We start from the raw sequence: 25,237 nt of genomic DNA, 5'->3' as shown, positions 1-25,237 counted from the left end.
AGTAGTCGTCGCCGGGCGGCGGGGGCGGCGGGCTGCCGCCCGGCCTGCCGGGAGTGGTGCTGCTCATGCGTCTCCTCCGTCACTGCCTTCGGCGGCGTCCTCAGGGGACGACGCTACCGCCTCGGTCTCCTCCGGCGTCGACCCGGTCGCGGCGGTGTCGCCGGACTCCGCGCTGTCGCCGGACGCCGCGGTCTCCCCGCTCACCGGGGTGCCCTCGACGCCGACCTGGGCGTCGACCTCCCGCTGGACGTTGCGGGCGACGGCGATGATCCGGTCGCCCTTGTCGGGCCGGGCGAAGGTGACGCCCTGGGTGTTCCGGCCGGTCAGGTTGATCTCGTTGACGGCGGAGCGGACGACCTTGCCGCTCTCCATGATCACCAGGACCTCGTCGTCGGGGCCGGTCAGCAGCGCACCGACGAGGTCCCCGCGGGCCTCGACGAGGTTGGCGACCTTGATGCCCAGGCCGCCGCGTCCCTGCACCCGGTACTCCGACACGGCGGTGCGCTTGGCGAACCCGCCCTCGGTGACGACCAGCAGGGCGGGGTCCTCGTACGACTCGCGCAGCACGTCCATGGCGAGGAGCTCGTCGCCCGCGCGGAACTTCATCCCCGTCACGCCGGAGGTCGCACGGCCCATGGGCCGCAGCGCCTCGTCCGTGGCGGTGAAGCGCAGCGACTGCCCCTTGCGGGACACGAGGAGCAGGTCGTCCTCCGGGTCGACCAGGCGCGCGGCGATGACGCGGTCGGGGTTGCCCTCGGCGTCCTCGCGCAGGTTGATGCCGATGACGCCGCCGGAGCGGTTGGTGTTGTACTCCTGCAGGCGGGTCTTCTTCACCAGCCCGCGCTGGGTGGCCAGGACGAGGTACTGGGCCTGGTCGTAGTCCCTCAGCGCCACCACCTGGGCGATGGTCTCGCCCGGCTGGAACGCGAGCAGGTTGGCCACGTGCTGGCCCCTGGAGTCGCGGCCGCCCTCGGGCAGCTCGTACCCCTTGGCGCGGTAGACACGGCCGAGGTTGGTGAAGAACAGCAGCCAGTGGTGCGTCGTCGTGACACCGAAGTGCTCGACGATGTCGTCCTCGCGCAGCTGCGCCCCGCGCACGCCCTTCCCGCCGCGCCGCTGCGAGCGGTAGTTGTCGGTCCGGGTGCGCTTGGCGTAGCCGCTGCGCGTGATGGTGACGACGACCTCCTCCTCGGGGATGAGGTCCTCGATGGACATCTCGCCGTCGAAGGGCACGATCGTGGTGCGCCGCTCGTCGCCGTACTTGTCGACGATGGTGGTGAGCTCCTCGCCGACGATCTGGCGCTGGCGCTCGGGGGACGCGAGGATCGCCTTGAAGTTGCGGATCTTCGCCTCCTCCTCCTGGTACTGGTCGAGGATCTTCTGGCGCTCAAGGGCGGCCAGGCGGCGCAGCTGCATCGTGAGGATGGCCTCGGCCTGGATCTCGTCGATGTCGAGCAGCTCCATCAGGCCGGTGCGCGCCTCCTCCACGGTGGGCGAGCGGCGGATGAGGGCGATGACCTCGTCGAGGGCGTCGAGGGCCTTCAGCAACGCCCGCAGGATGTGGATGCGCTCCTCGGCCTTGCGCAGCAGGAAGCGGGTGCGGCGGACGACGACGTCGATCTGGTGGTTGACCCAGTGCCGGACGAAGCCGTCCAGGCTCAGGGTGCGGGGCACGCCGTCGACCAGGGCGAGCATGTTGGCCGGGAAGTTGTCCTGCAGCTGGGTGTGCTTGTAGAGGTTGTTCAGCACGACCTTCGCGACGGCGTCGCGCTTGAGGACGATGACGAGCCTCTGGCCGTTGCGGCCCGAAGACTCGTCGCGGATGTCCGCGACGCCGGTGATCCGGCCGTCCTTGACGCCGTCGACGATCTTCTGGGAAAGCCGGTCGGGGTTGACCTGGTACGGCAGCTCGGTGACCACCAGGCACTGCCGGCCCTGGATCTCCTGGACCTCGACCACCGCACGCTGGGTGATCGAGCCGCGGCCGGTGCGGTACATCTCCTCGATGCCGCGCCGGCCCAGGATCGTGGCGCCGGTGGGGAAGTCGGGACCCTTGACCCGCAGCATGAGCTCGCCGAGGAGCTCCTCCTTGGTGGCCTCGGGGTGCTCGAGGAACCACCTGACGCCGTCGGCGACCTCGCGCAGGTTGTGCGGCGGGATGCGGGTCGCCATCCCGACGGCGATGCCCTCGGAGCCGTTGACGAGGAGGTTGGGGAACCGGGCCGGCAGGACGGACGGCTCCTGGTTGCGGCCGTCGTAGTTGTCGACGAAGTCGACGGTCTCGGCGTCGATGTCCCGGACCATCTCCATGGCCATCGGCGCCATCTTGCACTCGGTGTACCGCGGTGCCGCGGCCCCGAGGTCTCCCGGGGAGCCGAAGTTCCCCTGGCCGGCCACCAGGGGGTAGCGCATGGACCACGGCTGGACGAGGCGCACGAGCGCGTCGTAGATCGCCGAGTCGCCGTGGGGGTGGTACTGCCCCATGACCTCGCCCACGACGCGCGAGCACTTCGAGAAGCTCGAGTCGGGGCGGTAGCCGCCGTCGTACATCGCGTACAGCACGCGGCGGTGCACCGGCTTCAGGCCGTCACGCACGTCCGGCAGCGCGCGCGAGACGATGACCGACATCGCGTAGTCCAGGTAGGAGCGCTGCATCTCGAGCTGCAGGTCCACCTGCTCGACGTGGTCGCGCACGGCGACCGCCGGGTCCTCGGTGCCCTCCGGCAGCTCGGTGGGTCCCTGGTCCTCGGGTGGCTGGGTCACGGGTGTCCTTCTCGTCTGGAGGCCGCGGCCGGTGCGCCGCGAGTGGTCCGGGTACTTCTACGGTGCCTAGATGTCCAGGAAACGCACGTCGTGGGCGTTGCGCTGGATGAACCCCCGGCGGGACTCGACGTCCTCGCCCATGAGGATGGAGAACATCTCGTCCGCGGCCGCCGCGTCGTCGATGGTGACCTGGCGCAGCGTCCGGGTGTCGGGGTTCATGGTGGTGTCCCAGAGCTCCTGGTCGTTCATCTCGCCCAGACCCTTGTAGCGCTGGATGCCGCTCTCCTTCGGCAGCCGCTTGCCGGCGCGGGCCCCCTCGGCGAGGAAGGCGTCCTTCTCCTTGTCGGAGTAGACGTACTGGTGCGCGGCGTTGGACCACTTCAGTCGGTACAGGGGCGGCTGGGCCAGGTAGACGTGCCCGTTCTCCACCAGCGGCCGCATGTAGCGGAACAGCAGGGTGAGCAGCAGCGTCGTGATGTGCTGGCCGTCGACGTCGGCGTCGGCCATGAGCACGATCTTCCAGTACCGCAGCTTCTCGACGTCGAAGTCCTCGCCGATGCCGGTGCCGAAGGCGGTGATGAGGGCCTGGATCTCCTGGTTCCCCAGGGCCCGGTCGAGCCGTGCCTTCTCGACGTTGAGGATCTTCCCGCGCAGCGGCAGGATCGCCTGGGTCTCGGGGTCGCGGCCCTGGACCGCCGAGCCGCCGGCGGAGTCGCCCTCGACGATGAAGATCTCGGAGACGCGGGCGTCCCGGCTGGAGCAGTCCTTGAGCTTGCCCGGCATCGACGCGGACTCGAGCAGCCCCTTGCGCCTCGTCGCCTCACGGGCCTTGCGGGCCGCCATGCGCGCGGCGGCGGCCTGCTGCGACTTGCGGAAGATCTCCTTCGCCTCGTTCGGGTGGCTGCCGAGCCAGTCGCCCAGGTGGTTGTAGAGCTGGCTCTGGACGAAGGTGCGTGCCTCGGTGTTGCCGAGCTTGGTCTTGGTCTGGCCCTCGAACTGCGGCTCGCCCAGCTTGACGGAGATGACGGCGGTCAGGCCCTCGCGGATGTCGTCACCCGTGAGGTTGTCGTCCTTCTCCTTCAGCAGGCCCTTCTCCCGGGCGTACTTGTTCATCAGCGTGGTCAGCGCCGCGCGGAAGCCCTCCTCGTGGGTGCCGCCCTCGGTGGTGTTGATGGTGTTGGCGTAGGTGTGGACGGCCTCGGAGTACCCCGAGGTCCACTGCATCGCGATCTCCACCGAGATGCGCCTGTCCTGTTCCTCAGCCTCGAGGGAGATGATCTCCGGGTGCACTAGGTCGACCTTCTTGGTCGAGTTGAGGTGCTTGACGTAGTCGCGCAGCCCGCCCTCGTACATGTACGACACCTCGCGGTGGCCGGTCCGGGCGTCGTCGTGCGCGCCGGCGTCGTCACCCGTGATCTCGTCGCCGGAGTCGGTGACGCCCGAGCGCTCGTCGGTGAGGGTGATGCGCAGCCCCTTGTTGAGGAACGCCATCTGCTGGAACCGCGCCCGCAGGGTCTCGAAGCTGTACTCGGTGGTCTCGAAGATGTCGCCGTTGGCCCAGAAGGTCACCGTGGTGCCGGTGTCCTCGGTGGGATCGCCCTTGACGAGGGGGCCGGTGGGGACCCCGTCGACGAAGCCCATCCGCCAGGCGAAGCCCTGGCGCTTGACCTCCACCTGGAGACGGTGCGACAGGGCGTTGACCACGGAGACGCCAACGCCGTGCAGCCCGCCGGAGACGGCGTACCCGCCCCCGCCGAACTTGCCGCCCGCGTGCAGGACGGTGAGCACGACCTCGACCGCCGGCTTGCCCTCGGTGGGGTGCAGGTCGACCGGGATGCCGCGGCCGTTGTCGACCACCCGGACCCCGCCGTCGTCGAGGAGGGTCACCCCGATGTGGTCGCAGTAGCCGGCGAGCGCCTCGTCGACCGAGTTGTCGACCACCTCGTACACGAGGTGGTGCAGGCCGCGCTCGCCGGTGGAGCCGATGTACATGCCCGGGCGCTTGCGCACGGCCTCGAGGCCCTCGAGAACGGTGATGTTGCCTGCGCCGTACTCCTGGGTCACGGGCACGGTGCCGGGGCTGGGGGCCGACGGTGCCTCGGGTGCCGTCCCTGCCGGGGGCAGGTTCTCGGTGGCCAGGTCTTCGGCAGCGTCAGCACGGTGGTCAGCCACAGTCGCAGGCTCTCCTCGTCTCGCGGGCAGCGCACCAGACGCCCGGCGCTGGGGCCGGGCACGGGGCTACCGCTTGATCCCCTGGACGCGGGGTTCGCGCCGTACGGGTGGGTCGCTCGATTCTACAGCGAACAGGCCGAAAACCCGAATATCCACAACCCTTGTCCACAGGTGGACATCGGCGCCGCGAACGTCGGTCGGAGGGCGTCGCGACGCGCGGGCGGAGGCCGGCGCGCGACCGTCAGCCGTAGGTGTCGCGCGGTCCGCGCCCGGGCACGGACCGCCGCCCGCGCTTCCAGCTCGGCCCGCCGGGACCGAGCACCGTGATCGAGGTGACCGTCCCCTCTCCGACCTCCTCCGCCAGCCTCCGTTCCAGCTGGGGCAGGAGGAGACGCACCTGTGTCGCCCAGGCGGTCGAGGTGGTCCGCAGCACCAGGGCGCCCTCCTCGAAGGTCTCGACCTGGCAGTGCTCCGCGATCTGGTCCCCGACCACCTCGCGCCAGCGGCCGACGACGCCGCCCACGCTGAGGGGAGCGCTCCAGCCGCGCTGGGTGAAGAGCCGGGCGGCGATGCCGCCGAGCGCCTGGGGATCGCGGCGGGAGGGCCCGGGCCCACTGATGCCGTAGCCGAGGCCGGGCCCGGGTCTCCAGGACCCCGGGGCCGGAGCGTCGTCCGTCTGGTCGGCCGCGGGTTCCGCCGTCGTCCCCCGGCGACGGCGTGGCGCGGGGGCCCGGTAGAAGCCCTTTCCGCGTGCCGCCTCCCGGGCGCGCTCGAGCGCGAGGCGGGCGACGGCGTCGCGGTCCTCCGCTTCCTCGGGACCGGTCCGGTCCGGCTGCCCGGAGATCTCCCTGGACGGCTCGTCCCGCTCGGTGCTGCGTCCCTCGGGCCCCTGGTGCTCAGCCACGTGTCACCTCACCCTGGTGGACGGTGAAGCGCGCGCCGGCGAGGGAGGCGGGGACGTCGTCGGGCACGGCGGCGGTGATGAGCACCTGCTGGGCGCCGGCCACCATCCCGGCGAGCCGCTCGCGGCGGCGCGCGTCGAGCTCGGCGAAGACGTCGTCGAGGATCAGCACAGGCTCGCCGTCGCGGCCCCACGGGGAGGTGTCGTCGGCGCGCAGCACCTCGTAGGAGGCCAGGCGCAGCGCGAGGGCGTAGGACCAGGACTCTCCGTGGCTGGCGTAGCCCTTGGCCGGGAGGGTGCCGAGGGAGAGGACGACGTCGTCGCGGTGCGGGCCGACGAGGTTCGCGCCGCGGTCGATCTCCTTGTCGCGGAGTCGTCCCATGGCCTCGACGAGCCGGGTGGTGACGGCGTCGGTGTCGAGGAGCGCCTCCTCCCGGGCCTCGACCGCGCCCCGGGCGGCCTCACCGGCCGCTCCGCCGTCGGTGAGCTCCTCCGCGGCGGGGTCGGGGACCTCGTCGACGACGTCGACGCTGGACCGGTAGTCGATCCGCGCCTCGCCCTGGCCGGCGCTGACCTGCTCGTACGCGGCCGCGACGTGGGGCCGCAGCAGCCTGACGAGGCGGGTGCGGGCGGTGACGAGCTGCGCACCGGCCCGGGCCAGCTGGGCGTCCCACACGTCCAGTGTGGACAGGTCGACCCGGGTCCCGCGGCGGCGGGCTGCGCCAGCCGACTTCAGCAGGGCGCCGCGCTGGCGCAGCACCTTGTCGTACTCCGCCCGCACGCCGGCCAGACGCGGGGTGATGAGGACGGTGAGCTCGTCGAGGAACCGCCGGCGCACGCCCGGGTCTCCCTTGACCAGCTCGAGGTCCTCGGGCGCGAACACGACGGTACGCACCACCCCGAGGACGTCGCGGGTGCGGGCGGGAGCCCGGTTGAGGCGGGCCCGGTTCGCCCTGCCGGCGACGATCTCCAGCTCGACCAGCGTGGGGCGGTCGCCGTGGAAGACTTTGGCACGCACCACCGCGCCGCCCGTGCCCTGGCGCACGAGGGCGGCGTCGGCGGCGACCCGGTGGCTGGAGAACGTCGAGAGGTACGCGACCGACTCCACCAGGTTGGTCTTGCCCTGCCCGTTCTGACCGACGAAGGCGGTCACCCCGGGCTCGAGCGCGAGCACGACCTCGCGGTAGGAGCGGAAGTCGTTCAGGGCGAGGTCGGAGACGTACATCCTCGCCCTGCTCCTTCCTCGACTCGTGGTGTCCCTACTCGCTGGTCCTGGGTGCCGCCGCGGACCCGGCCCCGGGCCTGGCGGATCCGGAACCGACCACCGAGCCCGTCTCGGCGGCCGCCCCGGGCGGGGTCGCGACCTTCGCGGCGCCGTCGTCCGCCGTATGGACGGCGTGCCCGCCGAACTGCTTGCGCAGGGCGGCGACCGCGCGCATGGCGGGCGAGTTGGGCTGGCGCGACGAGAACCGCGCGAACAGCGCCGAGGAGATCACCGGCACCGGCACGGCCGCGTCGATGGCCTCGATGATGGTCCAGCGCCCCTCGCCGGAGTCGTCGACCCACCCGGAGATGTCGTCCAGGCCCGGGTCCTCCTCGACGGCCTTGACCATGAGGTCCAGGAGCCACGACCGCACGACGGTGCCCCGGCGCCACGCGCCGAAGACCGCCCCGACGTCGGGAATCAGATCGTCGCGGGCCTCGAGGAGCTGGTACCCCTCGGCGTAGGCCTGCATGAGGCCGTACTCGATGCCGTTGTGCACCATCTTGGCGTAGTGGCCGGCGCCGATGGGCCCCGCGTGGACGAAACCCTCCCCGCGCGGACCCTCGGGGCGCAGCGCGTCGAAGACCGGCATGAGGTGCTCGATGTCCTCGTCCGCGCCCCCGGCCATGAGCCCGTAGCCGAGCTCGCGCCCCCAGATTCCGCCCGAGACGCCGACGTCGACGTAGCCGATCCCGCGGCCGGCCAGGGTCTCGCCGTTCTCGCGGTCCTCCTCGAAGTGGGAGTTGCCGCCCTCGACGACGATGTCGCCCTCCTCGAGGACGCCGGCGAGCTCCTCCAGCACGGCCGCCGTCGGTGGGCCGGCGGGGACCATGACCCACACGACCCGGCGAGGTCGCGGGAGCGCCGCCGCCAGTTCGGCGAGCGTGGCGACCTCGGTGTTCTCGGGGTTGGCGTCGTAGCCGGTCACCTCGATGCCGGCGGCTCGCAGGCGTTCGGCCATGTTGCCGCCCATCCGGCCCAGGCCAACCATTCCGATGTGCATCTCGGCTCCCTCCGGGTGTCGCCTCGCTGTGCCCGTCCCTCACCGCCGGACGGCGGCGTGGAACTGCTTCGTCCGGGGCCAGTCTGGCCCGGCGTGGCTCAGCCGGCGAACCGGATCGGCATGAGCAGGTAGCGGAACTCCGGGTCGTCGTCGCCCTCGAGCGAGCCCTGGCCGGTCATGACCGCGGGCTTGGAAGGGTGGGTGAAGGACATCCGCACGAACGGGGTGGTCAGGGCGCCGAGCCCGTCGAGGAGGTAGTGGGGGTTGAAGGCGGTGGTGATCGGCTCGCCGGTCAGCGTCGCCTCGAGCGCCTCGGACGCCTGCGCGTCGTCGCCCTGCCCGGCCTCGAGGACCACCTGCCCCTCGGTGAAGGTCAGGCGGATCGGGGTGTTGCGCTCGGCCACGAGGCTGACGCGCCGGGCGGCCTCGACGAGCACGTGCGTGCCGACCACGGCGTGGGTCGTGGTCGACTCCGGGAAGAGGCGTCGCACCGGCGGGTAGTCACCCTCGACGAGCAGCGACGTCGTGCGGCGGCCGCCGGCCTCGAACCCGATCAGCGCCGCAGGCCCCTCGGTGGCCAGGGCCACGTCGACGGAACCGGCGCTGGTCATCGACTTCGCGACGTCGGAGAGCGTGCGGGCGCGGACCAGCGCCGCGGAGCTGATCGACGGCGAGGCGGGGTGCCAGGTCAGCTCGCGCAGGGCGAGGCGGTACCGGTCCGTGGCCAGGAGGGTGACCTTCTCGCCCTCGATCTCCATGCGCACGCCCGTCAGCAGCGGGAGTGTCTCGTCGCGGCTCGCGGCGATCGTGACCTGGGCGACTGCCTCGGTCAGCACGCCGGCCTCGATGCTTCCGCTCACGTCCGGCATCCCGGGCAGCGCCGGGTAGTCGTCCACCGGCATCGTGAGGAGGGTGAAGCGGGACGCGCCGCAGGTGAGGACCACCTTCGAGCCGTCGAGGTCCACGTCCACCGGCTTGGCGGGCAGCGCCTTGCAGATGTCGGCGAGCAGCCGGCCGGAGACGAGCACCACGCCTGCCGACTCCACGTCGGCCGGCACCTCGGAGCGGGCGGAGACCTCGTAGTCGAAGCTCGAGAGGGTCAGCGTCCCGTCGGCGTCGGCCTCGAGGCGCACACCGGCGAGGACGGGGACCGGTGGCCGGGTGGGGAGGGAGCGTGCCGTCCAGGTGACAGCCTCGGCCAGGACGTCACGCTCGACCCTGAACTTCACGATGGATGACCTTCTCTCGATGTACCGCCTGCGGGCGCACGTAGCGCAGGGCCACCCTACGCGACCGGATCAACGGCCCGGTAGCCGAATGACAAACCTGTGAGCAGCAACTTCGGACTGTGCCGGTCCGGGCGTCGTTGGTCGTCCACATCCTTCGCTCTCTATAGGTGTCTTCATCGTCGTAGCCCGTGTGGAAACTGTGGAGAAGCCGTATTCCTGCTGGTGGGAGCGACGAGACGGATGTGGGTCGACCGGTGGCCGGCTCTGTGCACGAAGTTCTCCGGCAGTGGATCTGAGATTCGTCCCCACGCGCCGTCCACTGGGAGCTTGTGATTCGTCCACGGCAACGTTCTGGGTTGTCCACGGGTATCCACAGGCTTGTGCACACCTGTGAATCTTCACTACAAGGTCGGAGCCGGGACTCGCAACCCCCTGGACAGGGGACTACCCGTTCGCAGTGGGCGTGGCGGGCTGTCGCTCCGGGACAGGGCGAGGAGGCGGCTGCGGCGCGGGGACGCGTGGCGGCGAACCCGGGAGCGGGGCGAGCTGGCGGCGGCCGGGGGGCGCCGGCCGGGCGGTCAGGCCCCGCCGCGCGCCTTCTGCTTGATGCGGTTCGTCAGCTCGGTCACCTGGTTGAAGGTGGAGCGCTTCTCCGCCATCTGCTCACGGATCTTCCGGTTGGCGTGCATGACCGTCGTGTGGTCGCGCCCGCCGAAGAGCTGGCCGATCTTGGGCAGGGAGAGGTCGGTGAGCTCGCGGCACAGGTACATGGCGATCTGGCGTGCGTTGACCAGCACGCGCGAGCGGTCCGCGGAGCACAGGGCCTCGATGGAGACGGAGAAGTAGTTCGCCGTCTGACTCATGATGAGCGCCGGCGTGATGTCCTCGCCCTCGGGGTCGGTGATGAGGTCCTTGAGGACCATCTCGGCCAGGGACAGCTCGACCGGCTGGCGGTTGAGGTTCGCGAAGGCCGTCACGCGGATGAGGGCACCCTCGAGCTCGCGGATGTTGGTGGAGATGCGCGACGCGATGTACTCCATGACCTCGTCGGAGGCCTGGAGGTTCTCGTTGACCGCCTTCTTGCGGAGGATCGCGATGCGGGTCTCGAGGTCCGGCGGCTGCACGTCGGTGAGCAGGCCCCACTCGAACCGGGACCGCAGCCGGTCCTCGAACCCGTTGAGCTGCTTCGGCGGCAGGTCGGACGTGATCACGACCTGCTTGTTGTCGTTGTGCAACGAGTTGAAGGTGTGGAAGAACTCCTCGACCGTCTGTTCCTTGCCGCCGAGGAACTGGATGTCGTCGATGAGCAGGACATCGACGTTGCGGTATCGACGCTGGAAGTTCTCCGCCTTGTCGTCGCGGATGGAGTTGATGAAGTCGTTGGTGAACTCCTCCGAGTTCACGTACCGCACGCGGATGCCCGGGTAGAGGTTCCGGGCGTAGTGACCGATGGCGTGCAGCAGGTGCGTCTTGCCCAGTCCGGAGCCGCCGTAGATGAACAACGGGTTGTAGGCCTTCGCCGGCGCCTCGGCCACGGCGGTCGCCGCAGCGTGCGCGAAGCGGTTCGAGGAGCCGGTCACGAACGTCTCGAACGTGTACTTGGGGTTGAGCCGCGAGGAGTCGACCGAGTTGTCCGCGGTCGATGATCCTCGGTCCGCGCTGCTGCGGTGCGGGACGGGACGGTCCTCGACCGCCCTGGCGGGCGTGCGGGCCGAAGGGGCGGACCTGAAGTCGGCTCCTGCCGGCTGCGTCCACAGCTCGTCGTCGGTGGACGCGGTGCGGAAGTCGCTGCTCGTGGACGCAGCGCGGAAGTCGTTGCCGGAGGGCGGCGTGGCAGGGCTCTGCGGGGACGACGGCGGAGGTGTGACGTCGAGGGCCGGGTCCACCGTGACGGCGAACCGGACCGGCGCGCCGACGACCTCACCGAGCGCCTCGGTGATGGGGATGCGCGCCCGGGTCTCCAGGAAGTCCTTCGCGAACTCGCTGGGGACAGCCAGAAGGATGGTGCCGTCGATGACACCCAGGGGGCGGGTGAGGCCGACGAACGCGAGCTGTGCCCGCCCGATCTCGCCACGGGTGGTCAGAAGCTCGACCGCACGCGCCCAGCTCTCGGCGATCGGTTCGTTCTCGGGCACTGCTCTCCCCCTGTGGGCGTGTGGGTCAGGAGGACGAGTCTGGCACGGACGGCGACTCGTCCACACGTTTCTCCACAAGTGTGGGTAGAACGACAGGTGTTCAGTTTCCCGCTGTGCTGCCGTCGCTCGGGCATCGGCGTGGGTCCCAGCCGGATTCGTCGGCGGGCTCTCCATCCACAGGAGGTGTGCTTGAATCCACAGATCCGGAGGTGCTGGACGGGTTTGACCCCTGTAGGTGGCTCACGTACCGTAGGGAGGCCGTCTCGACGGATCTTGTGGTGTGCCCGCGCGACGCGTGTGAACCCCCGAGGCCCGCACGGACGGGTCTGACCTGCACTGCCCGACCGTGGCGGGGCCTGACGAACCACCGAGCGTTTTTGGAGTAATGCCGTGAGCAAGCGCACTTTCCAGCCGAACAACCGGCGCCGGGCCAAGGTGCACGGGTTCCGTCTGCGGATGCGTACCCGCGCCGGCCGCGCCATTATCTCCGCGCGCCGCCGCAAGGGGCGTTCCGAGCTCTCCGCCTGAGACGACGGTGCTGCCGGCCCGGCACCGGATGCGTCGGTCGGAAGATTTCACCGACGCCGTTCGCCGGGGCGCGCGCAGCGGCGCCCGCCGCCTGGTCGTGCACCTGCGGACGGGTGCAGAGACCGGCGTCACGCCGACGAGCGACCGCGATGTTCACGCGGCACTCGTCGGCTTCGTCGTACCCAAGGCTGTCGGAAACGCCGTACGGCGCAACGAGGTCAAGCGCCGCCTACGGGCCCTGATGCGCCAGCGGGTCGACCACCTCGAGGACGGCACCCGTGTCGTCGTCCGCGCCCTGCCAGCGGCGGCCGGCGCGGCCAGTGCCGAGCTCGCCCGTGATCTCGACAAGGCCCTGGCTGGTGCCCGGCGCCGGGAGCGGGTCCGGGCGGGTGCCAGGGAAGCCTCATGAGGGCGCGGACGCACGCCGGATCGCCGGCGCCAGGAACGCCGTCGTCCGCCGACGACGGCCGCCCGCGGAACCCGCTGACCTGGCTCCTCCTCGCCCTCGTCCGGCTGTACCAGGCCGTGGTGTCGCCGTGGTTGCCGCCGAGCTGCAAGTACTACCCGTCCTGCTCGGCGTACGCGGTGACCGCACTACGCCGGCACGGCGCGCTCAAGGGCGCTGCGCTGGCCGCATGGCGGCTCCTCAGGTGCAACCCGTGGAGCCTGGGCGGGGTTGACCACGTGCCGCCGCGCGGACGTTGGTCGAATGACCAGGCTCACCGCGGCTCGGCGGGTGGCGTGGAGCACGAAGGTTCGGACGAGGGCACGGCAACCCGTACCCTCGGTGCAGATACTCGGGGGGGCGCGGACGTCCGCGCCGCAGGATCGCTAGGAGCTCACAGCATGGACTGGTTCGACACAATTCTGTGGCCGATCATGGTCGGCGTCGCGTGGATCATGGTGCGTGTCCATGACGCGCTCGTGTGGCTCGGCATGTCCAGCGGCTCCGGCTGGGCGTGGGTGCTCTCGATCGTCGGCCTGACGATCGTCATCCGGATCCTGATCATCCCGCTCTTCTTCAAGCAGATCAAAGCCGCGCGCGGCATGCAGCTGGTGCAGCCCGAGATGCAGAAGCTGCAGAAGAAGTACAAGGGCAAGACCGACCCTGCATCGCGCCAGAAGATGCAGGAAGAGATGATGGCGCTCTACCGCGAGCACGGGACCAACCCGTTCGCTTCGTGTCTGCCGATCCTGCTGCAGATGCCCATCTTCTTCGCGCTCTTCCGCGTGCTGAACAGCCTCGGTCCGCTGTCCCAGGGCACCTATGCCGACGGCGAGCGAGACTCCATCGGCCCCCTTACCCAGGAACTGGCGCAGCAGGCCGAGTCCTCGACGCTCCTCGGCGCCCCGATCTCCGAGACGTTCCTGTCGTCGGATCTGACGACCGTCAAGATCGTGACCGTCCTGCTCATCATCCTGATGTCGGTGACGACGTTCTTCACCCAGCGGCAGCTGACGATGAAGAACATGCCCGCCTCGGCGCTGGACAACCCGATGGCACGTCAGCAGAAGATGCTGATGTACATCCTCCCGCTGATCTTCGCGTTCTCCGGCGTGAACTTCCCGATCGGTGTGCTCATCTACTGGTCGGTGAGCAACCTGTGGTCGATGGGCCAGCAGTTCTACACGATCCGCAAGCAGCCGGCTCCCGGGTCGGAAGCCCACAAGGCGCGCCAGGAGCGCCTCGCCAAGAAGCGCGCACGCAAGGGGCTGCCGCCGGAGACGGAGGAGCCCACGGCCGTCGCGGAGGTCGAGGCGCCGCGTGGGCAGCGTGTGCAGCCCAAGCGCAAGGACCGCGCGAAGAAGAGTGGTCCGGCCGCGCAGCCGCAGGTCCCGAGCGCGTCGTCGGCGCCCGAGCAGGAGGAGCAGGACGACGAGGAGCTGACTTCCCGGATCGGCAAGGACGGGCTGACGCCCGAGGAACGCGCCCAGAAGCGCTACGACGAGCGCGCTGCGCAGCGCCGGGCCGCTGCCGCCCGACGCAAGGCGCAGGCGAAGAACCAGGGCAAGAAGAACTAGCACCTCGCGCCCCCTGCGCGGGCGCCCCCGACCACCATCACCGCACCGGCGGTGACGTACGAGAAGAGGAACATCCGTGAGCGAGGACGAGAAGGCCGGTGTCGAGACCCCCCGACCCGGGAGTTCCGAGACTGTGAAGCGCCTCGAGGAAGAGGGCGAGGTCGCGGCCGACTACCTGGAGGAGCTGCTCGACATCGCGGACCTCGACGGCGACATCGACATCGATGTCGATCATGGTCGTGCGGCCGTGGAGATCATCTCCGAGGAGGACGGCTCCCGCTGGCTCAAGCGTCTCGTCGGCAACGACGGAGAGGTGCTGGACGCGCTGCAGGAGCTTACGCGACTGGCGGTCCAGGCGAAGACCGGGGAGCGGAGCCGGCTCATGCTCGACATCGCGGGCTACCGCAAGGGCCGGCGCAAGGAACTGACCGAGATCGCCGAGCAGGCGATCCGAGAGGTGCGTGCTTCCGGCTCGCGCCAGGCTCTGCCGCCGATGAACCCGTTCGAGCGCAAGGTCGTGCACGACGTCGTCGCGAACGCCGGTCTCGTCAGTGACTCAGAAGGGGTGGAGCCCGAGCGCCGCGTGGTTATCCACCCGGCGTGATGCGATGACGAGTTCCGCGGAGGGCGCTGTCGAGGCGCCGTCGGACGAGGTCCGCAAGCTGTTTGGACTCTCGTGGGCCCCGGTCGAGCATTTTGCGCAGATGCTTGTCGAGGAGGGCGAGCTACGAGGCCTGATCGGCCCGCGTGAGCTACCCCGGCTCTGGACCCGGCACATCGTGAACTCTGCTGCGGTCGCGCCGTTCATCCAGGACGACGCGACGGTGGCGGATGTCGGTTCAGGTGCCGGATTCCCAGGGGTGGTTCTTGCCATCATGCGGCCCGACCTCAACATGCACCTGATCGAGCCGATGGAGCGACGGGTCGACTGGTTGACCGATGTCGTCGAGGAACTCGGCATCGACAACGTGACGATCGTCCAGGCGCGCGCCGACGAGCTGCACGGCAAGGCGTCGTACGACGTGGTCACGGCCCGTGCGGTCGCGGCGCTCGACAAGCTCGCTCGGTGGACCCTCCCGCTGGTGATGCCGGACGGTCGGCTGGTCGCGCTCAAGGGTCAGCGCGCTGGCGAGGAGGTCGAGAAGGCCAAGTACGTCCTGCGGAAGCTCGGGGCGCGCGACACCCGGGTCGAAGAGGTACGGCCCGTTCCCGGAGGGGAAAGCACGATGGTCGTTATTATCGACAAGCGTCGATAAGTAGCGCGGTCATCGGTGGGTAGCTGATCGAACTATTCGGTACTGAAGACGTGGTGGGTCGGTTGGCACGCCATCCAGAGGATGAGCCGCTTCCATGATCGGCGTCCGACCGTCGGCTCTGCTGGGGCATGAACCGGTATCCTGCCCAGGCGTTCCTGAGAATGTTTCTCAGGCTTCCTGCCGTAGCGCTCAACGCTTGGTGCAGTGGAAGTCGTCAAAGCTGCATGAAACGCCAGACGAGTCCATGGGGGCGTCGCAGAAATCCGGACGCGTTCATCGTCGCGCCGAGGCATCGCTTTGGAGGGACGCCATCATTCCGATGGCCAAAACCCGACGCCGGGGGGCGCATCACCCGTATCGCGGGCTGACCTGCGGGAACGTCGGGTTTCACGTGAAACTTCGCAGTGACGAGAAGTGCGTCCACTCTAGCCGGCCGCAAACTGCTGAACCGAACCATGGGTGACGGCGTGCCAAGTTCGGATACCTCTCTCGCGGTGTACGAACGTCAGAGAATCTCGCACGCCGTTGACTAAGGCCTCTCCTGACGGCAGCGCGGAGTTGCGTGGCGTTCCCACAAGCTTCCCCGCCTGTTTGGCGTCCCGTGAAAACTCGTTCTTGGGGAGCAACCACATCGGGAGATCAGTGCGGCCGCCTCCGTCCGTGGTGACGGGCAGCATCCCGCCCGTATAGCTGGAGTGCGCAGGTTCGCCACCTGCCTCGGGGCGATTCCGGTCCGACCGTCTCGGTCCGAGCGATCCCGGGGATTACACAGGGAGGGCGGCCACTGTGGTGGTACGAGGTCGTAAGCAAGCTGGCGTACCGAGAGCAACTCTGCGGTTCGGTCGAGCTCAGGCGGTGTTCGTGCGTCACACCACAGAGGCGAGCGGTCCCACCTGCCGCGGCACGATCTACCTTCAGCCCGTGGTCGGCTGCACGCGAACCGATGGCGAGGACCGTGGGGTCCCCCAGGGCCACCCCCGGTACGGAGAACTGGGTTGGTTTCACGTGGAACGGTGGGAGTACGCGAGGGCGCGTCGGCTTCCTCGAATCGTGCGCCAGCCTCCGCGAAACCGCAGCCGGACCGCTCAGTCCTAGCCCAGCGCCAGCCAGGATGGGAACTGAGTCAGTACGCCGCGGGAAGTGGTCCGAGCGCAGAGCCAGACCGGATCGGAACTGAGTCAGCACGCTACGGGAAGCGGGTCCGAACGCGGCGCCCACGCGGCATTCGGGGCAAGGGCTCTGCATATTGCCCCCCAGGTCCTAAGTCGCGCCAATGCCCAGTCCCGGCGCGAGGCGGAAATGGGGGGTCTTCGCGGTTTCACGTGAAACTCCGCAGCAGCGCCGAGCGCCGAGCGCCGAGCGCCGGGGGCTGCAGGGGCAGTCGGGGGTAGGTATGGCGGCCGTGCGCGTAACAATGGGCGGCTGGAGATGCCGAGACAGCGCTGGTCGAGAACCGCTGATGCCGGCGACCCAGCGAGCTGGCGCCTCGCCCGTCTTTGTTGACGCGGCACCACGGTCTTGGTACCCCAGACCGGCTGCCTTCGCCGTCTATTCGGCCCGGTCGGCGCACGGGGTGGATCGAAGCGAAGACTCAACCGGCGCGGCGTCGGATTCGAGCTGGGTCGGCGACTGTTGCGTTCTCGCATTCTGTTTCACGTGAAACGTGGCGCCGAACAACCTCTCCGAGCGGCCCTGCGAACAGGTGCACACGGGCGTCACAGTCCGAACGGCCATCATCACCTGTGTCCGCTCCTGCTACCTGGCCGGATCGACGGTGACTGCATCCTGACACGACCTGGCGTAACGCCAATCGTATGGGTGCCAGTAGCCGTCTCTCCTTCTCTGCCCGCAGTGCCCGAACCGGTGCTTTCGGTGTTTCACGTGAAACAAGGGCCACACTGCCACGTATTGCGCACGCGCCGCATCAGCAAGGCCGAAGAGGCGGTATCGCGTGCCTTGCTCTTTGCCGCTGCCGGGCTGAGCAACAAGTGGGCCGGTACCGACGGATGCGCCGCGGCGGCTGGGGCGCTCCGCGACTTACACCATTCTCTATGGCCGACAGGGCCAAAGCTGCAACCTTCAGATTCCGGGTCCGTGGCAGCAATCGGAGTTCGCCAGCAGCGGCGGCGGCTGTCCATCGTTTCACGTGAAACGCGGCGTAGAGCCAGAGCGCATCAAAAGCGGCAAGCGCGGAATAGAGTTCGAAACAGGTGTTGTTAGCAACTTCAGTTGAACCTCGTCGGTTCGCGGTCAGCGCTTCGAAGAGTGGCAGCAAGCCTCTTGATTAGGGGATCAGGGACGAACTATGAGGCCAGCAATACGCAGGCGCTGAGAGTCGTGCGCCGGGTTCTTACACTCGGGCGTCTCATCGTGAACGAACGGACCTAAGTTAAAGCGCAACACGCGCGGCCACCGCGGGCGGCAGCCCGAGGGCGGCGACGAACGCGGCCAGCCCGTCCGCGTCCGGCAGCCCCAGCGACGCCACGACGGCGGCCGGGTCGGCGCCGGGGACCGCCGCGGCGAACGCGGCCGCGTCCTCGCCGTCGCCGAGGAGGTCCTCGACCAGCGTGCGGACGGGAGCGGCGACGCCGTCCGGGAGCACGTAGCGGCTGCGCATGGACCAGGAGAAGACCGCCACGCCCTCCCCACCCTCGTCCACGTCGGAACCGGGACCGGGCAGCAGCACGGCCGTGCGGTCCTCCGCGTCCACCTGGAGCCGGAGGACGGGGTAGGCGTCGGCCTCCCAGCCGTGGACCCCGAGCTCGCGGCCGGGTCCGGTGGTCATGACGAGGCGCCGGGGCTCGCCGCCCACCGGCTGCTCGGCCACCGTGACGGACCGGCCCAGCAGCGTGGCGTGCAGCGGCACCTGGTGGACGGGCATCGGGGTGAGCACCACCGTGCGTGCGTCGTGGGCGGTGTCCTCGGCCTCCACGACGCCGGGGACGGCACCGTGCTCGGGCGTCGCCGCAGCCGGGCCCGTCGCGAGGCCGCCCTCGGTGCTCGCCCCGGTCGGCCTCCGTGCCCCGGTGTGGACCCCCGTCCATGAGCACGTCGGCGTCGACGTCGCCTGCAGCTCCTCGACCAGCGCCGCCAGCGCCGGGCCGGCCACGACCTGGCCGCCACCGGCGGTGCCGACCGCTCCGTCGGGGTCGGTCAGGACCGAGAGGGAGAGCAGGTGCTCGGTGCCGGGGTACCACTCGAGCCGGGCGAGGACGCCCGCCGCCGTCAGGTGGGCGGCGACGGCCTCCGGGTCGACCCGGGTGGCCACGAGCACGCCCTCGGCACGGCTCCACGGCCCGGGCACGTCAGCCCTCCCGGCGCCGGCGCGCCACCTCGTACAGCGCGATGCCGGTCGCGACGGCGGCGTTGAGGGACTCGACGGACGCGCCGATCGGGATCGAGGCCACGACGTCGCACGTCTCGCGCACCAGGCGGCTCAGGCCCTTGCCCTCGGAGCCCGTGACCAGCACCAGCGGCTCCGTGGCGATCTCGAGCTCGCTGACGGACACCGGTCCCCCGCCGTCGAGCCCGACGACGAAGCAGCCTGCCTCCTTGAGGTCCTTCAGCGCACGGACGAGGTTCGTCGCCCGTGCCACCGGCACCCGGGCGGCGGCGCCGGCGGAGACCTTCCAGGCCGCCGCGGTCACACCCGCGGAGCGCCGCTCCGGCACGAGGACGCCGTCGGCGCCGAAGGCCCCGGAGCTGCGCAGCACGGCCCCGAGGTTGTGGGGGTCCGTCACGCCGTCGAGGGCGACGATGAGCGGCGGGTGGTTCGCCCGCTCGGCGCGTGCGAGCAGGTCCTCCACGTCGCGGTACGCGTACGGGGGGACCTCGATCGCCACGCCCTGGTGGACGGCCCCGTCCGTGAGGTGGTCGAGGTCGGACCGGGTGACCTCGACGAGCGGGGCGCCCAGGGCCGTGGCCGTGCGCACCACCTCGGCGACGCGGTCGTCGTTCGTCATGCCGCCCGCGAGGAAGACCTTCGCCAGGGGGATGCCGGAGCGCACGGCCTCCGTGACGGGGTTGCGGCCCGCGATCACCTCGTGGTCGCCGCCGACGCCGAGGGCGTCGCGCACCTTCGCCGTCAGCGAGGCGCTGCGGGCGGCCTCGCGCGCCTCACGGCCGCCGTCCCGCCCGGCGACCCGGCCGCCGCCCTGACGGACCTCCTTGCGTTCGGCGGCCGCCTTCTTCTTGGCCGCCGGGTGGTACGGGCGGTCCTCCGCCTTCGGGGTGGGTCCGCGGCCCTCGAGCGCGCGACGGCGCTGCCCGCCCGACCCCGACCGTGCGTTCCTTCTTCGACCCCGGCTTGCGCACGGCGCCGCGGCGCTGGGAGTTGCCTGCCATCAGTTCGTTCCTTTCAGGTGCCAGCGGGCTCCGCCGGCGGAGTCCTCCACGACCACGCCCGCCTCGCCGAGGCGGTCGCGCAGCTCGTCGGCCCGCGGCCAGTCCTTCGCGGCGCGCGCCTCGTCCCGCTCGCCGAGCACCGCGGTGACGAGGGCGTCGAGGGCCGCGTGGTGCGCCGTGTCCTCGGGCTTGCCGCCGCCGCGCCACGGCGCGGCCAGCGGGGTCGAGGCCGAGCACGTCCAGCATGGCCCGCACCTGCAGCTGGGCGGTGCGGGTCGTGACGTCGTCGCGCTCGGCCAGGGCGGTGTTCCCCGCCCGCAGGTGCTCATGCACCACGGCGAGCGCGGCGGAGAGGTTGAGGTCGTCGTCCATCGCCTCGACGAACGCCTCGGGCAGCTGCCCCGGCCCCTGCCGGGCGATCTCCTCGGCGGGCACCTCGCCCACGCGCTCGACCGCGCGGGTGACGAACCCGGTGAAGCGGTCCCAGGTGCCTGCGGCCTCGGCGAGGGTGGCGTCGGAGAACTCCACGGTGGAGCGGTAGTGGACGGTGCCCAGGGCGTAGCGCAGGACGGCGGCGTCGGTGCGGCCGAGCACCTCCGACACCACGAGGGAGTTGCCGAGCGACTTGCTCATCTTCTCCCCGCCGGTGGTGACCCAGGCGTTGTGCACCCAGTGCCGGGCGAAGCCCAGCCCGGCGGCGTGGGACTGCGCCTGCTCGTTCTCGTGGTGGGGGAAGCGCAGGTCGATGCCGCCGCCGTGGATGTCGAAGCTCTCGCCGAGGTACCGGCGCGCCATCGCGGAGCACTCGAGGTGCCAGCCCGGCCGGCCGCGCCCGAAGGGCGTGGGCCACGACGCCGTCACGGGCTCCCCCGGCCTGGGCGCCTTCCACAGGGCGAAGTCGCGCGGGTCGCGCTTGTCGGGCTCGCCGTCGCCGTCGTCGGAGACGGACATGTTCTCCAGGGCCTGCCGGGTCAGCGAGCCGTACTCCGGCAGCGAGCGCACGTCGAAGTAGACGTTGCCCTCCTCGCCCCGGTAGGCGTGCCCGTTCCCGACGATCTGCCCCATGAGCTCGACCATCTCGGTGACGTGGCCGGTGGCCCGCGGCTCGTACGTGGGCCGCGCGACGCCGAGGGCGTCGTAGGCGGCGGTGAACTCCTGCTCGAACCGGTACGCCCACGCCCACCACGGGCAGCCGGCCTCCGCCGACTTCGTGAGGATCTTGTCGTCGATGTCGGTGACGTTGCGGATGAGCGTGACGTCCAGGCCGGAGCGCCGCAGCCACCGCACCAGGACGTCGAAGGCGATCGAGGCGCGCATGTGGCCGACGTGCGGAGACCCCTGAACGGTGGCGCCGCACAGGTAGATGCCGACCTTCCCCGGCTGGAGGGGCTCGAACGGACGCACCGACCGCGTCGCGGAGTCGTACAGTCTCAGGCTCACGCGCCCAGGCTACCGGGGCGGGCCCGTGCGGCCTTTCCGAGAGCCGTCGGCGCCCCTGCCGCACCGCCCGGGTACGGCACCCGTCCGGATCCGTCCGGTTCGTCACGCCGCGGACACCTGCTGGCGCTACGGTTCGCGGTGTGAGCAAGCACGAGTCGTCGATGCCGTCGCCCGCCGGGACGGTGCGCCCCGGCGCCGGCCCGGACGGTGCCGCCGGGACCACCGGCCCGGGCGCCACCGCGCCGGCCCCGCGCCGCACGGTCGCCGCGTGGAGCCTGTGGGACCTGGGGTCCAACGCGTTCAACACGGTGATCCTGTCCTTCGTGTTCTCCGTGTACGTCACCGGCACCGTGGCGGCGGACGCGGAGAACGGCCAGCAGGTGTACTCCAACGCCCAGACCGTGGCCGGGGTGCTCGTGGCCCTCCTCGCGCCGCTGATGGGAGCCTGGGCAGACCGGGTCCGTAACCGGCGCCTGCTGCTGACCGTGTCCACGCTCGCCGTCGTCGCGACGATGGCGGCGATGTGGTTCGTCCGGCCCGAGAACTCCTACCTGCTCGTGGGCGTCGCGCTCATCGCGCTCGCCTCCGTGGTCGCGGAGATCGCCGGGGTGTTCTACAACGGGATGCTGCTGCAGATCTCCACTCCGAGGACGGTCGGCCGGATCTCCGGGACGGCGTGGGCGCTGGGATACGTCGGTGGCGTGCTGGCGCTCGTCATCGCCCTGTTCGGGTTCATCCTGAACGGCGGTCTGCTCGGCATCCCGACGGAGGACGCGCAGAACGCGCGCGCGGTGGCTCTGCTGTGCGCGGCCTGGTTCCTCGTGTTCTCCGTCCCGGTGATGATCTGGGGCCCGCGCGAGGCTCCGGACGTCACGGTCGTGCACCAGCCGTTCCGCCCTCTGCTGGCCTACCGCGACATCCTCGCGCGCGTCGTGCGCATGTGGCGCACGGAGCGCCACATGCTGCACTTCCTCGTCTCGTCCGCGATCTACCGCGACGGCCTCGGAGCCGTGTTCGCGTTCGCCGGGGTCATCGCGGCGGCCTCCTACGGCATGGACACCGTCGACGTCGCGATCTTCGGCATCGCCGCCAACGTCGTCGCGGCGCTGGGCACGTGGGTGCTCGGGAAGGTCGACGACCGTGTCGGTCCCCGGCCGATCATCGTCGGCTCGCTGGGCTCGATGATCGTCTTCGGGCTCGTCATCGTGGCGTTCGACGCCACGATCGTCTTCTGGGTCTTCGGCATGGGGATCGCGTCGCTGGTGGGAGCGGTGCAGTCGGCCTCCCGCACGCTGCTGACACGGATGGTGCCCGCGGACGAGGCGAACGAGACGTTCGGTCTCTACGCGACGGCGGGCCGTGCCGTGAGCTTCATCTCGCCCGCGCTGATCGCGATCTTCACGGCCGTGGCAGGCGCCCGCATGGGAATGCTCGGCATCGTGCTCACGCTGGCGCTCGGGCTCCTCGCGTTCTGGCCGCTGCGTGTCCCGGGGGCGACCTCACCCGCCCCCCGCTGACCCCACCCGCCCCCGTTCGGCCCGCACGACCAGGGCGGTGGCGACGGCGGCCACGCCCTCGCCACGGCCGGTGAACCCGAGCCCGTCGGTGGTGGTCGCCGAGAGGGACACCGGCGCCCCGAGCGCCGCGGACATCGCCTCCTCGGCCTCGCCGCGCCGGCGGCCGATCCGCGGGCGGAGCCCGATCACCTGGACCGCGACGTTGCCGATCTCCCAGCCGGCGTCCGCGAGCCGGCGGGCGGTCTCGGCGAGCATCCTCGTCCCCGAGGCGCCGGACCACTCGGGGTCGGCGGTGCCGTACTGGGTGCCCAGGTCCCCCAGGCCGGCGGCGGAGAACAGCGCGTCGCAGGCGGCGTGGGCGGCGACGTCGGCGTCGGAGTGCCCCTCCAGCCCGCGCTCGCCCGGCCAGTCCAGGCACGCGAGCCTCATCGGGCGGCCGGAGCCCTCGGGGGGCGAACGCGTGGACGTCGGTCCCGATCCCGGTGCGTGGCAGCTGCATGCCGACAGGCTAGCGGCGGCGCCCGGCAGCCTCAGGCCCGGGTCACGGACGCGCCGTCGTGCGTGACGCCGTCGTCGCGGAGCAGCAGCGCCGCGAGCGCCAGGTCGCGCGGCGTGGTGACCTTCATGGCCCGCTCGTCGCCCGGCACCACCCACACGGGCTCCCCGAGGGCCTCGACGAGGCCGGCGTCGTCGGAGACGGCCACCGCCTCGTCACCGGCCCGGTGCGAGCCTGCCGCGTGGGCGGCATCGAGGAGTGAGCGCTCGAAGGCCTGGGGCGTCTGCACGGCACGGAGATCGGCGCGGTCGACCGTCCCCAGCACGGGTGCCGCACCGTCGGGACCGGGGGTCCCCACCCGCTTGACGGTGTCGGTGACCGGCAGGGCGGGGACGACCGCCCGGTGGCCGGCGCGGACTGCGCTCTCCACCGCGCGGACCAGTTCCGGCGGGGCGAGGCACCGCGCGGCGTCGTGGACGAGCACCACATCGACCTCCGGACCGAGCACGGCCAGGCCGGCCGCGACGGAGGCCTGGCGCGTGGGTCCACCGCTGACGACGTGCACCGGCACGCGGGTCCCCGGGACGGTGCGGGCGGGAAAGAGCGCCAGGAACGTGTCACGCTCGGCCGCCGGGACGGTGACGACGACGGCGCTCAGGCAGCCGGCCAGCGCGAGGGACCTGGCGGCGCGGACCACGAGCGGCTCGCCGTCGAGCTCGACGAGCCCCTTGGGCACGGCGTGACCGAGCCGGGTGCCGACCCGGCCGCCGTGAGGACCGCGGCCGAGCTCATGCCCACCCCCGGCAGCCCGCCAGGGAGCGGGCGCCGGACGCAGGAAGGGGGCCCGCGGAAAGCACGACGCGCGTGGCGGCACAGGCCACCACGCGCGTGCGGGTCGGGATCACTCGGGGCTCAGGAGGCGAGGACGTCGTCCAGGATCGCCTCGGCCTTGTCCTCCTCGGTCTTCTCCGCCAGCGCGAGCTCGGAGACGAGGATCTGACGCGCCTTGGCGAGCATGCGCTTCTCGCCGGCGGACAGGCCACGGTCGGTGTCACGACGCGAGAGGTCACGCACGACCTCGGCGACCTTGATGATGTCGCCCGAGGCGATCTTCTCGACGTTCGCCTTGTACCGGCGCGACCAGTTGGTCGGCTCCTCGGTGTAGGGCGCGCGGAGCACGTCGAAGACCTTCTCGAGGCCCTCGGCGCCGACAACGTCACGCACACCGACCAGGTCGACGTTCTCGGCCGGGACCTGGATGGTCAGGTCGCCCTGCGCGACCCGCAGGTGGAGGTACATCTTCTCCTCGCCGCGGATGACGCGGGTGGAGATGTCCTCGATGAGCGCAGCCCCGTGGTGGGGATAGACGACGGTCTCGCCGACAGCGAAGGTCATAGTGTTAAGGCTCCTTCAGTCGCTAAGGGCCCTAGTCTAACACGGAAAAGTGGCGTGATTCCGCGGCTCGTGAGAGACGCGACAGAACCGGGCAGTTGCTCTCGGGTAGCCTCCCCCTGGGAGGGCCCTGCGCGCTGTCCCGACCTGAGACGAAGGAGAACCCTTGGCCCGCACTACCCGCACTCGCCTGGTCGCCACGATCGCCCTGGGCGGCACGCTCACCCTGGCCGGCTGCTCGGTCGCGAGCCCCATCACCACCGCCAAGCCGTACGCGCCCAGCGACGGCATCCGCGTCGCCGTGACCGACGAGGTGTCGGTGGAGAACCTCATGATCCTCACCGACGGCGAGGGCGAGGAGGGCCACCTGCTCGGCGCGGTCGTGAACCGCTCCGGCGAGCGCGTCGAGGTCTCGTTCTCCTTCGAGGGCGGCGGCAGCAGCGTCCCGGTCCGGGTGGGCGCCGGGGAGCACGTCAACTTCACCGAGGCCGGCATCACCGTCCCCGGCGTCGACGCGGCGCCGGGCGCGACCGTCGCCACGACCGTCTCCGAGCCCGCCGCGGGCGGCACCGACGTCCAGGTCCCGGTGCTCGACGGCACCATCCCGCCCTACGACGAGTTCCTCGACGAGGCCTGACCGCCCGGCGGACGCGCGCAGGCTCCTGGCCACGGTCCGCGAGGACCGCACCTCAGGTCCGGCACGACGACGAGCCCCCGTGACGCACCGGCGTCCCGGGGGCTCGCCCGTGTCCGGGTCCCGGTCCGTCCCGGCCGC

At 70.9% G+C, this 25,237-nt stretch carries 17 protein-coding genes and 3 pseudogenes; 7 read left to right on the top strand and 13 right to left on the bottom strand.

What is annotated here, in order from left to right:
• Nucleotides 1-63: 63 nt before the first annotated feature.
• The 7 genes and pseudogenes from gyrA to dnaA form a co-directional block, all read right to left on the bottom strand.
• Nucleotides 64-2,727 (bottom strand): DNA gyrase subunit A, encoded by a 2,664-nt coding sequence (gene gyrA / locus DA06_RS09125; protein WP_043499288.1) that lies wholly within the window; start codon nt 2,725-2,727, stop codon nt 64-66.
• A 102-nt stretch (nt 2,728-2,829) separates the two neighbouring features.
• Nucleotides 2,830-4,833, bottom strand: coding sequence for a DNA topoisomerase (ATP-hydrolyzing) subunit B (gene gyrB, locus DA06_RS09120; protein WP_043499287.1), 2,004 nt, complete (start codon nt 4,831-4,833; stop codon nt 2,830-2,832).
• Between the two features lie 343 nt (nt 4,834-5,176).
• Nucleotides 5,177-5,839, bottom strand: coding sequence for a DUF721 domain-containing protein (locus tag DA06_RS09115; protein ID WP_418607481.1), 663 nt, complete (start codon nt 5,837-5,839; stop codon nt 5,177-5,179).
• The gene (gene recF / locus DA06_RS09110) at nt 5,832-7,061 is read right to left on the bottom strand and encodes a DNA replication/repair protein RecF (RefSeq protein WP_043499281.1); all 1,230 of its coding nucleotides are present in this window, start codon (nt 7,059-7,061) and stop codon (nt 5,832-5,834) included. Before recF ends, DA06_RS09115 begins: the two co-directional genes overlap by 8 nt.
• Nucleotides 7,062-7,095: 34 nt before the next feature.
• Nucleotides 7,096-8,106, bottom strand: a pseudogene (gnd, locus tag DA06_RS09105) (phosphogluconate dehydrogenase (NAD(+)-dependent, decarboxylating)); the annotation flags it as partial.
• 95 nt (nt 8,107-8,201) lie between these two features.
• On the bottom strand, nt 8,202-9,332 hold the full coding sequence (dnaN, locus tag DA06_RS09100; protein ID WP_043499280.1) for a DNA polymerase III subunit beta: 1,131 nt from the start codon (nt 9,330-9,332) through the stop codon (nt 8,202-8,204).
• A gap of 578 nt (nt 9,333-9,910) precedes the next feature.
• On the bottom strand, nt 9,911-11,467 hold the full coding sequence (gene dnaA / locus DA06_RS09095; RefSeq protein WP_043499278.1) for a chromosomal replication initiator protein DnaA: 1,557 nt from the start codon (nt 11,465-11,467) through the stop codon (nt 9,911-9,913).
• Between the two features lie 390 nt (nt 11,468-11,857).
• On the opposite strand from dnaA, the gene rpmH reads away from it, so the two are divergent.
• The 5 genes from rpmH to rsmG all read left to right on the top strand — a co-directional run bounded on the left by rpmH (nt 11,858) and on the right by rsmG (nt 15,273).
• Nucleotides 11,858-11,995 carry a 50S ribosomal protein L34 gene (rpmH, locus tag DA06_RS09090; RefSeq protein WP_418607478.1) on the top strand — a complete coding sequence of 46 codons (138 nt, stop codon included), beginning with the start codon at nt 11,858-11,860 and terminating at the stop codon, nt 11,993-11,995.
• Nucleotides 11,996-12,002: 7 nt separating this feature from the next.
• On the top strand, nt 12,003-12,404 hold the full coding sequence (gene rnpA / locus DA06_RS09085; RefSeq protein ID WP_043499276.1) for a ribonuclease P protein component: 402 nt from the start codon (nt 12,003-12,005) through the stop codon (nt 12,402-12,404).
• On the top strand, nt 12,401-14,017 hold the full coding sequence (gene yidC, locus DA06_RS09080; RefSeq protein ID WP_418607476.1) for a membrane protein insertase YidC: 1,617 nt from the start codon (nt 12,401-12,403) through the stop codon (nt 14,015-14,017). The genes rnpA and yidC overlap by 4 nt, the downstream gene beginning before the upstream one ends.
• A gap of 76 nt (nt 14,018-14,093) precedes the next feature.
• Complete coding sequence (locus tag DA06_RS09075) at nt 14,094-14,621, top strand: protein jag (RefSeq protein ID WP_043499273.1); 528 nt, start codon at nt 14,094-14,096, stop codon at nt 14,619-14,621.
• Between the two features lie 4 nt (nt 14,622-14,625).
• The gene (gene rsmG / locus DA06_RS09070) at nt 14,626-15,273 is read left to right on the top strand and encodes a 16S rRNA (guanine(527)-N(7))-methyltransferase RsmG (RefSeq protein WP_043499272.1); all 648 of its coding nucleotides are present in this window, start codon (nt 14,626-14,628) and stop codon (nt 15,271-15,273) included.
• Between the two features lie 2,389 nt (nt 15,274-17,662).
• Here the strand turns inward: rsmG and DA06_RS09065 are convergent.
• The 3 genes and pseudogenes from DA06_RS09065 to cysS form a co-directional block, all read right to left on the bottom strand.
• Complete coding sequence (locus DA06_RS09065) at nt 17,663-18,577, bottom strand: hypothetical protein (protein ID WP_418607473.1); 915 nt, start codon at nt 18,575-18,577, stop codon at nt 17,663-17,665.
• 1 nt (nt 18,578) lies between these two features.
• Complete coding sequence (gene rlmB / locus DA06_RS09060) at nt 18,579-19,349, bottom strand: 23S rRNA (guanosine(2251)-2'-O)-methyltransferase RlmB (protein ID WP_418607471.1); 771 nt, start codon at nt 19,347-19,349, stop codon at nt 18,579-18,581.
• Nucleotides 19,350-19,616: 267 nt separating this feature from the next.
• Nucleotides 19,617-21,057: pseudogene (cysS, locus tag DA06_RS09055) on the bottom strand (cysteine--tRNA ligase).
• Between the two features lie 140 nt (nt 21,058-21,197).
• On the opposite strand from cysS, the gene DA06_RS09050 reads away from it, so the two are divergent.
• Complete coding sequence (locus DA06_RS09050) at nt 21,198-22,574, top strand: MFS transporter (RefSeq protein ID WP_418607469.1); 1,377 nt, start codon at nt 21,198-21,200, stop codon at nt 22,572-22,574.
• On the opposite strand, the pseudogene ispF reads toward DA06_RS09050, so the two are convergent.
• The 3 genes and pseudogenes from ispF to DA06_RS09035 form a co-directional block, all read right to left on the bottom strand.
• Nucleotides 22,557-23,073: pseudogene (gene ispF, locus DA06_RS09045) on the bottom strand (2-C-methyl-D-erythritol 2,4-cyclodiphosphate synthase). The gene DA06_RS09050 and the pseudogene ispF overlap by 18 nt on opposite strands.
• A gap of 31 nt (nt 23,074-23,104) precedes the next feature.
• On the bottom strand, nt 23,105-23,806 hold the full coding sequence (locus DA06_RS09040; protein ID WP_052436557.1) for an IspD/TarI family cytidylyltransferase: 702 nt from the start codon (nt 23,804-23,806) through the stop codon (nt 23,105-23,107).
• A 176-nt stretch (nt 23,807-23,982) separates the two neighbouring features.
• A complete protein-coding gene (locus DA06_RS09035; RefSeq protein ID WP_043499258.1) occupies nt 23,983-24,465 on the bottom strand; it encodes a CarD family transcriptional regulator in 483 nt (160 codons plus the stop codon).
• A gap of 163 nt (nt 24,466-24,628) precedes the next feature.
• Here DA06_RS09035 and DA06_RS09030 point away from each other — a divergent pair, with 163 nt between their 5' ends.
• A complete protein-coding gene (locus DA06_RS09030) occupies nt 24,629-25,099 on the top strand; it encodes a hypothetical protein (RefSeq protein ID WP_043499256.1) in 471 nt (156 codons plus the stop codon).
• Nucleotides 25,100-25,237: the final 138 nt, after the last annotated feature.

The sequence above is a fragment of the Georgenia sp. SUBG003 genome (genome assembly GCF_000715355.2).
In the GTDB taxonomy this organism is placed as follows: Bacteria; Actinomycetota; Actinomycetes; order Actinomycetales; family Actinomycetaceae; genus Georgenia.
Note: the sequence above shows the minus strand (reverse complement) of the source record. Positions and strands in the feature narration are given on the sequence as shown.

Coding starts and splice junctions, on each gene's coding strand:
- yidC (WP_418607476.1), top strand. CDS start 12,401: ATGAGGGCGCGGACGCACGCCGGATCGCCGGCGCCAGGAACGCCGTCG.
- DA06_RS09035 (WP_043499258.1), bottom strand. CDS start 24,465: ATGACCTTCGCTGTCGGCGAGACCGTCGTCTATCCCCACCACGGGGCT.
- recF (WP_043499281.1), bottom strand. CDS start 7,061: ATGTACGTCTCCGACCTCGCCCTGAACGACTTCCGCTCCTACCGCGAG.
- rsmG (WP_043499272.1), top strand. CDS start 14,626: ATGACGAGTTCCGCGGAGGGCGCTGTCGAGGCGCCGTCGGACGAGGTC.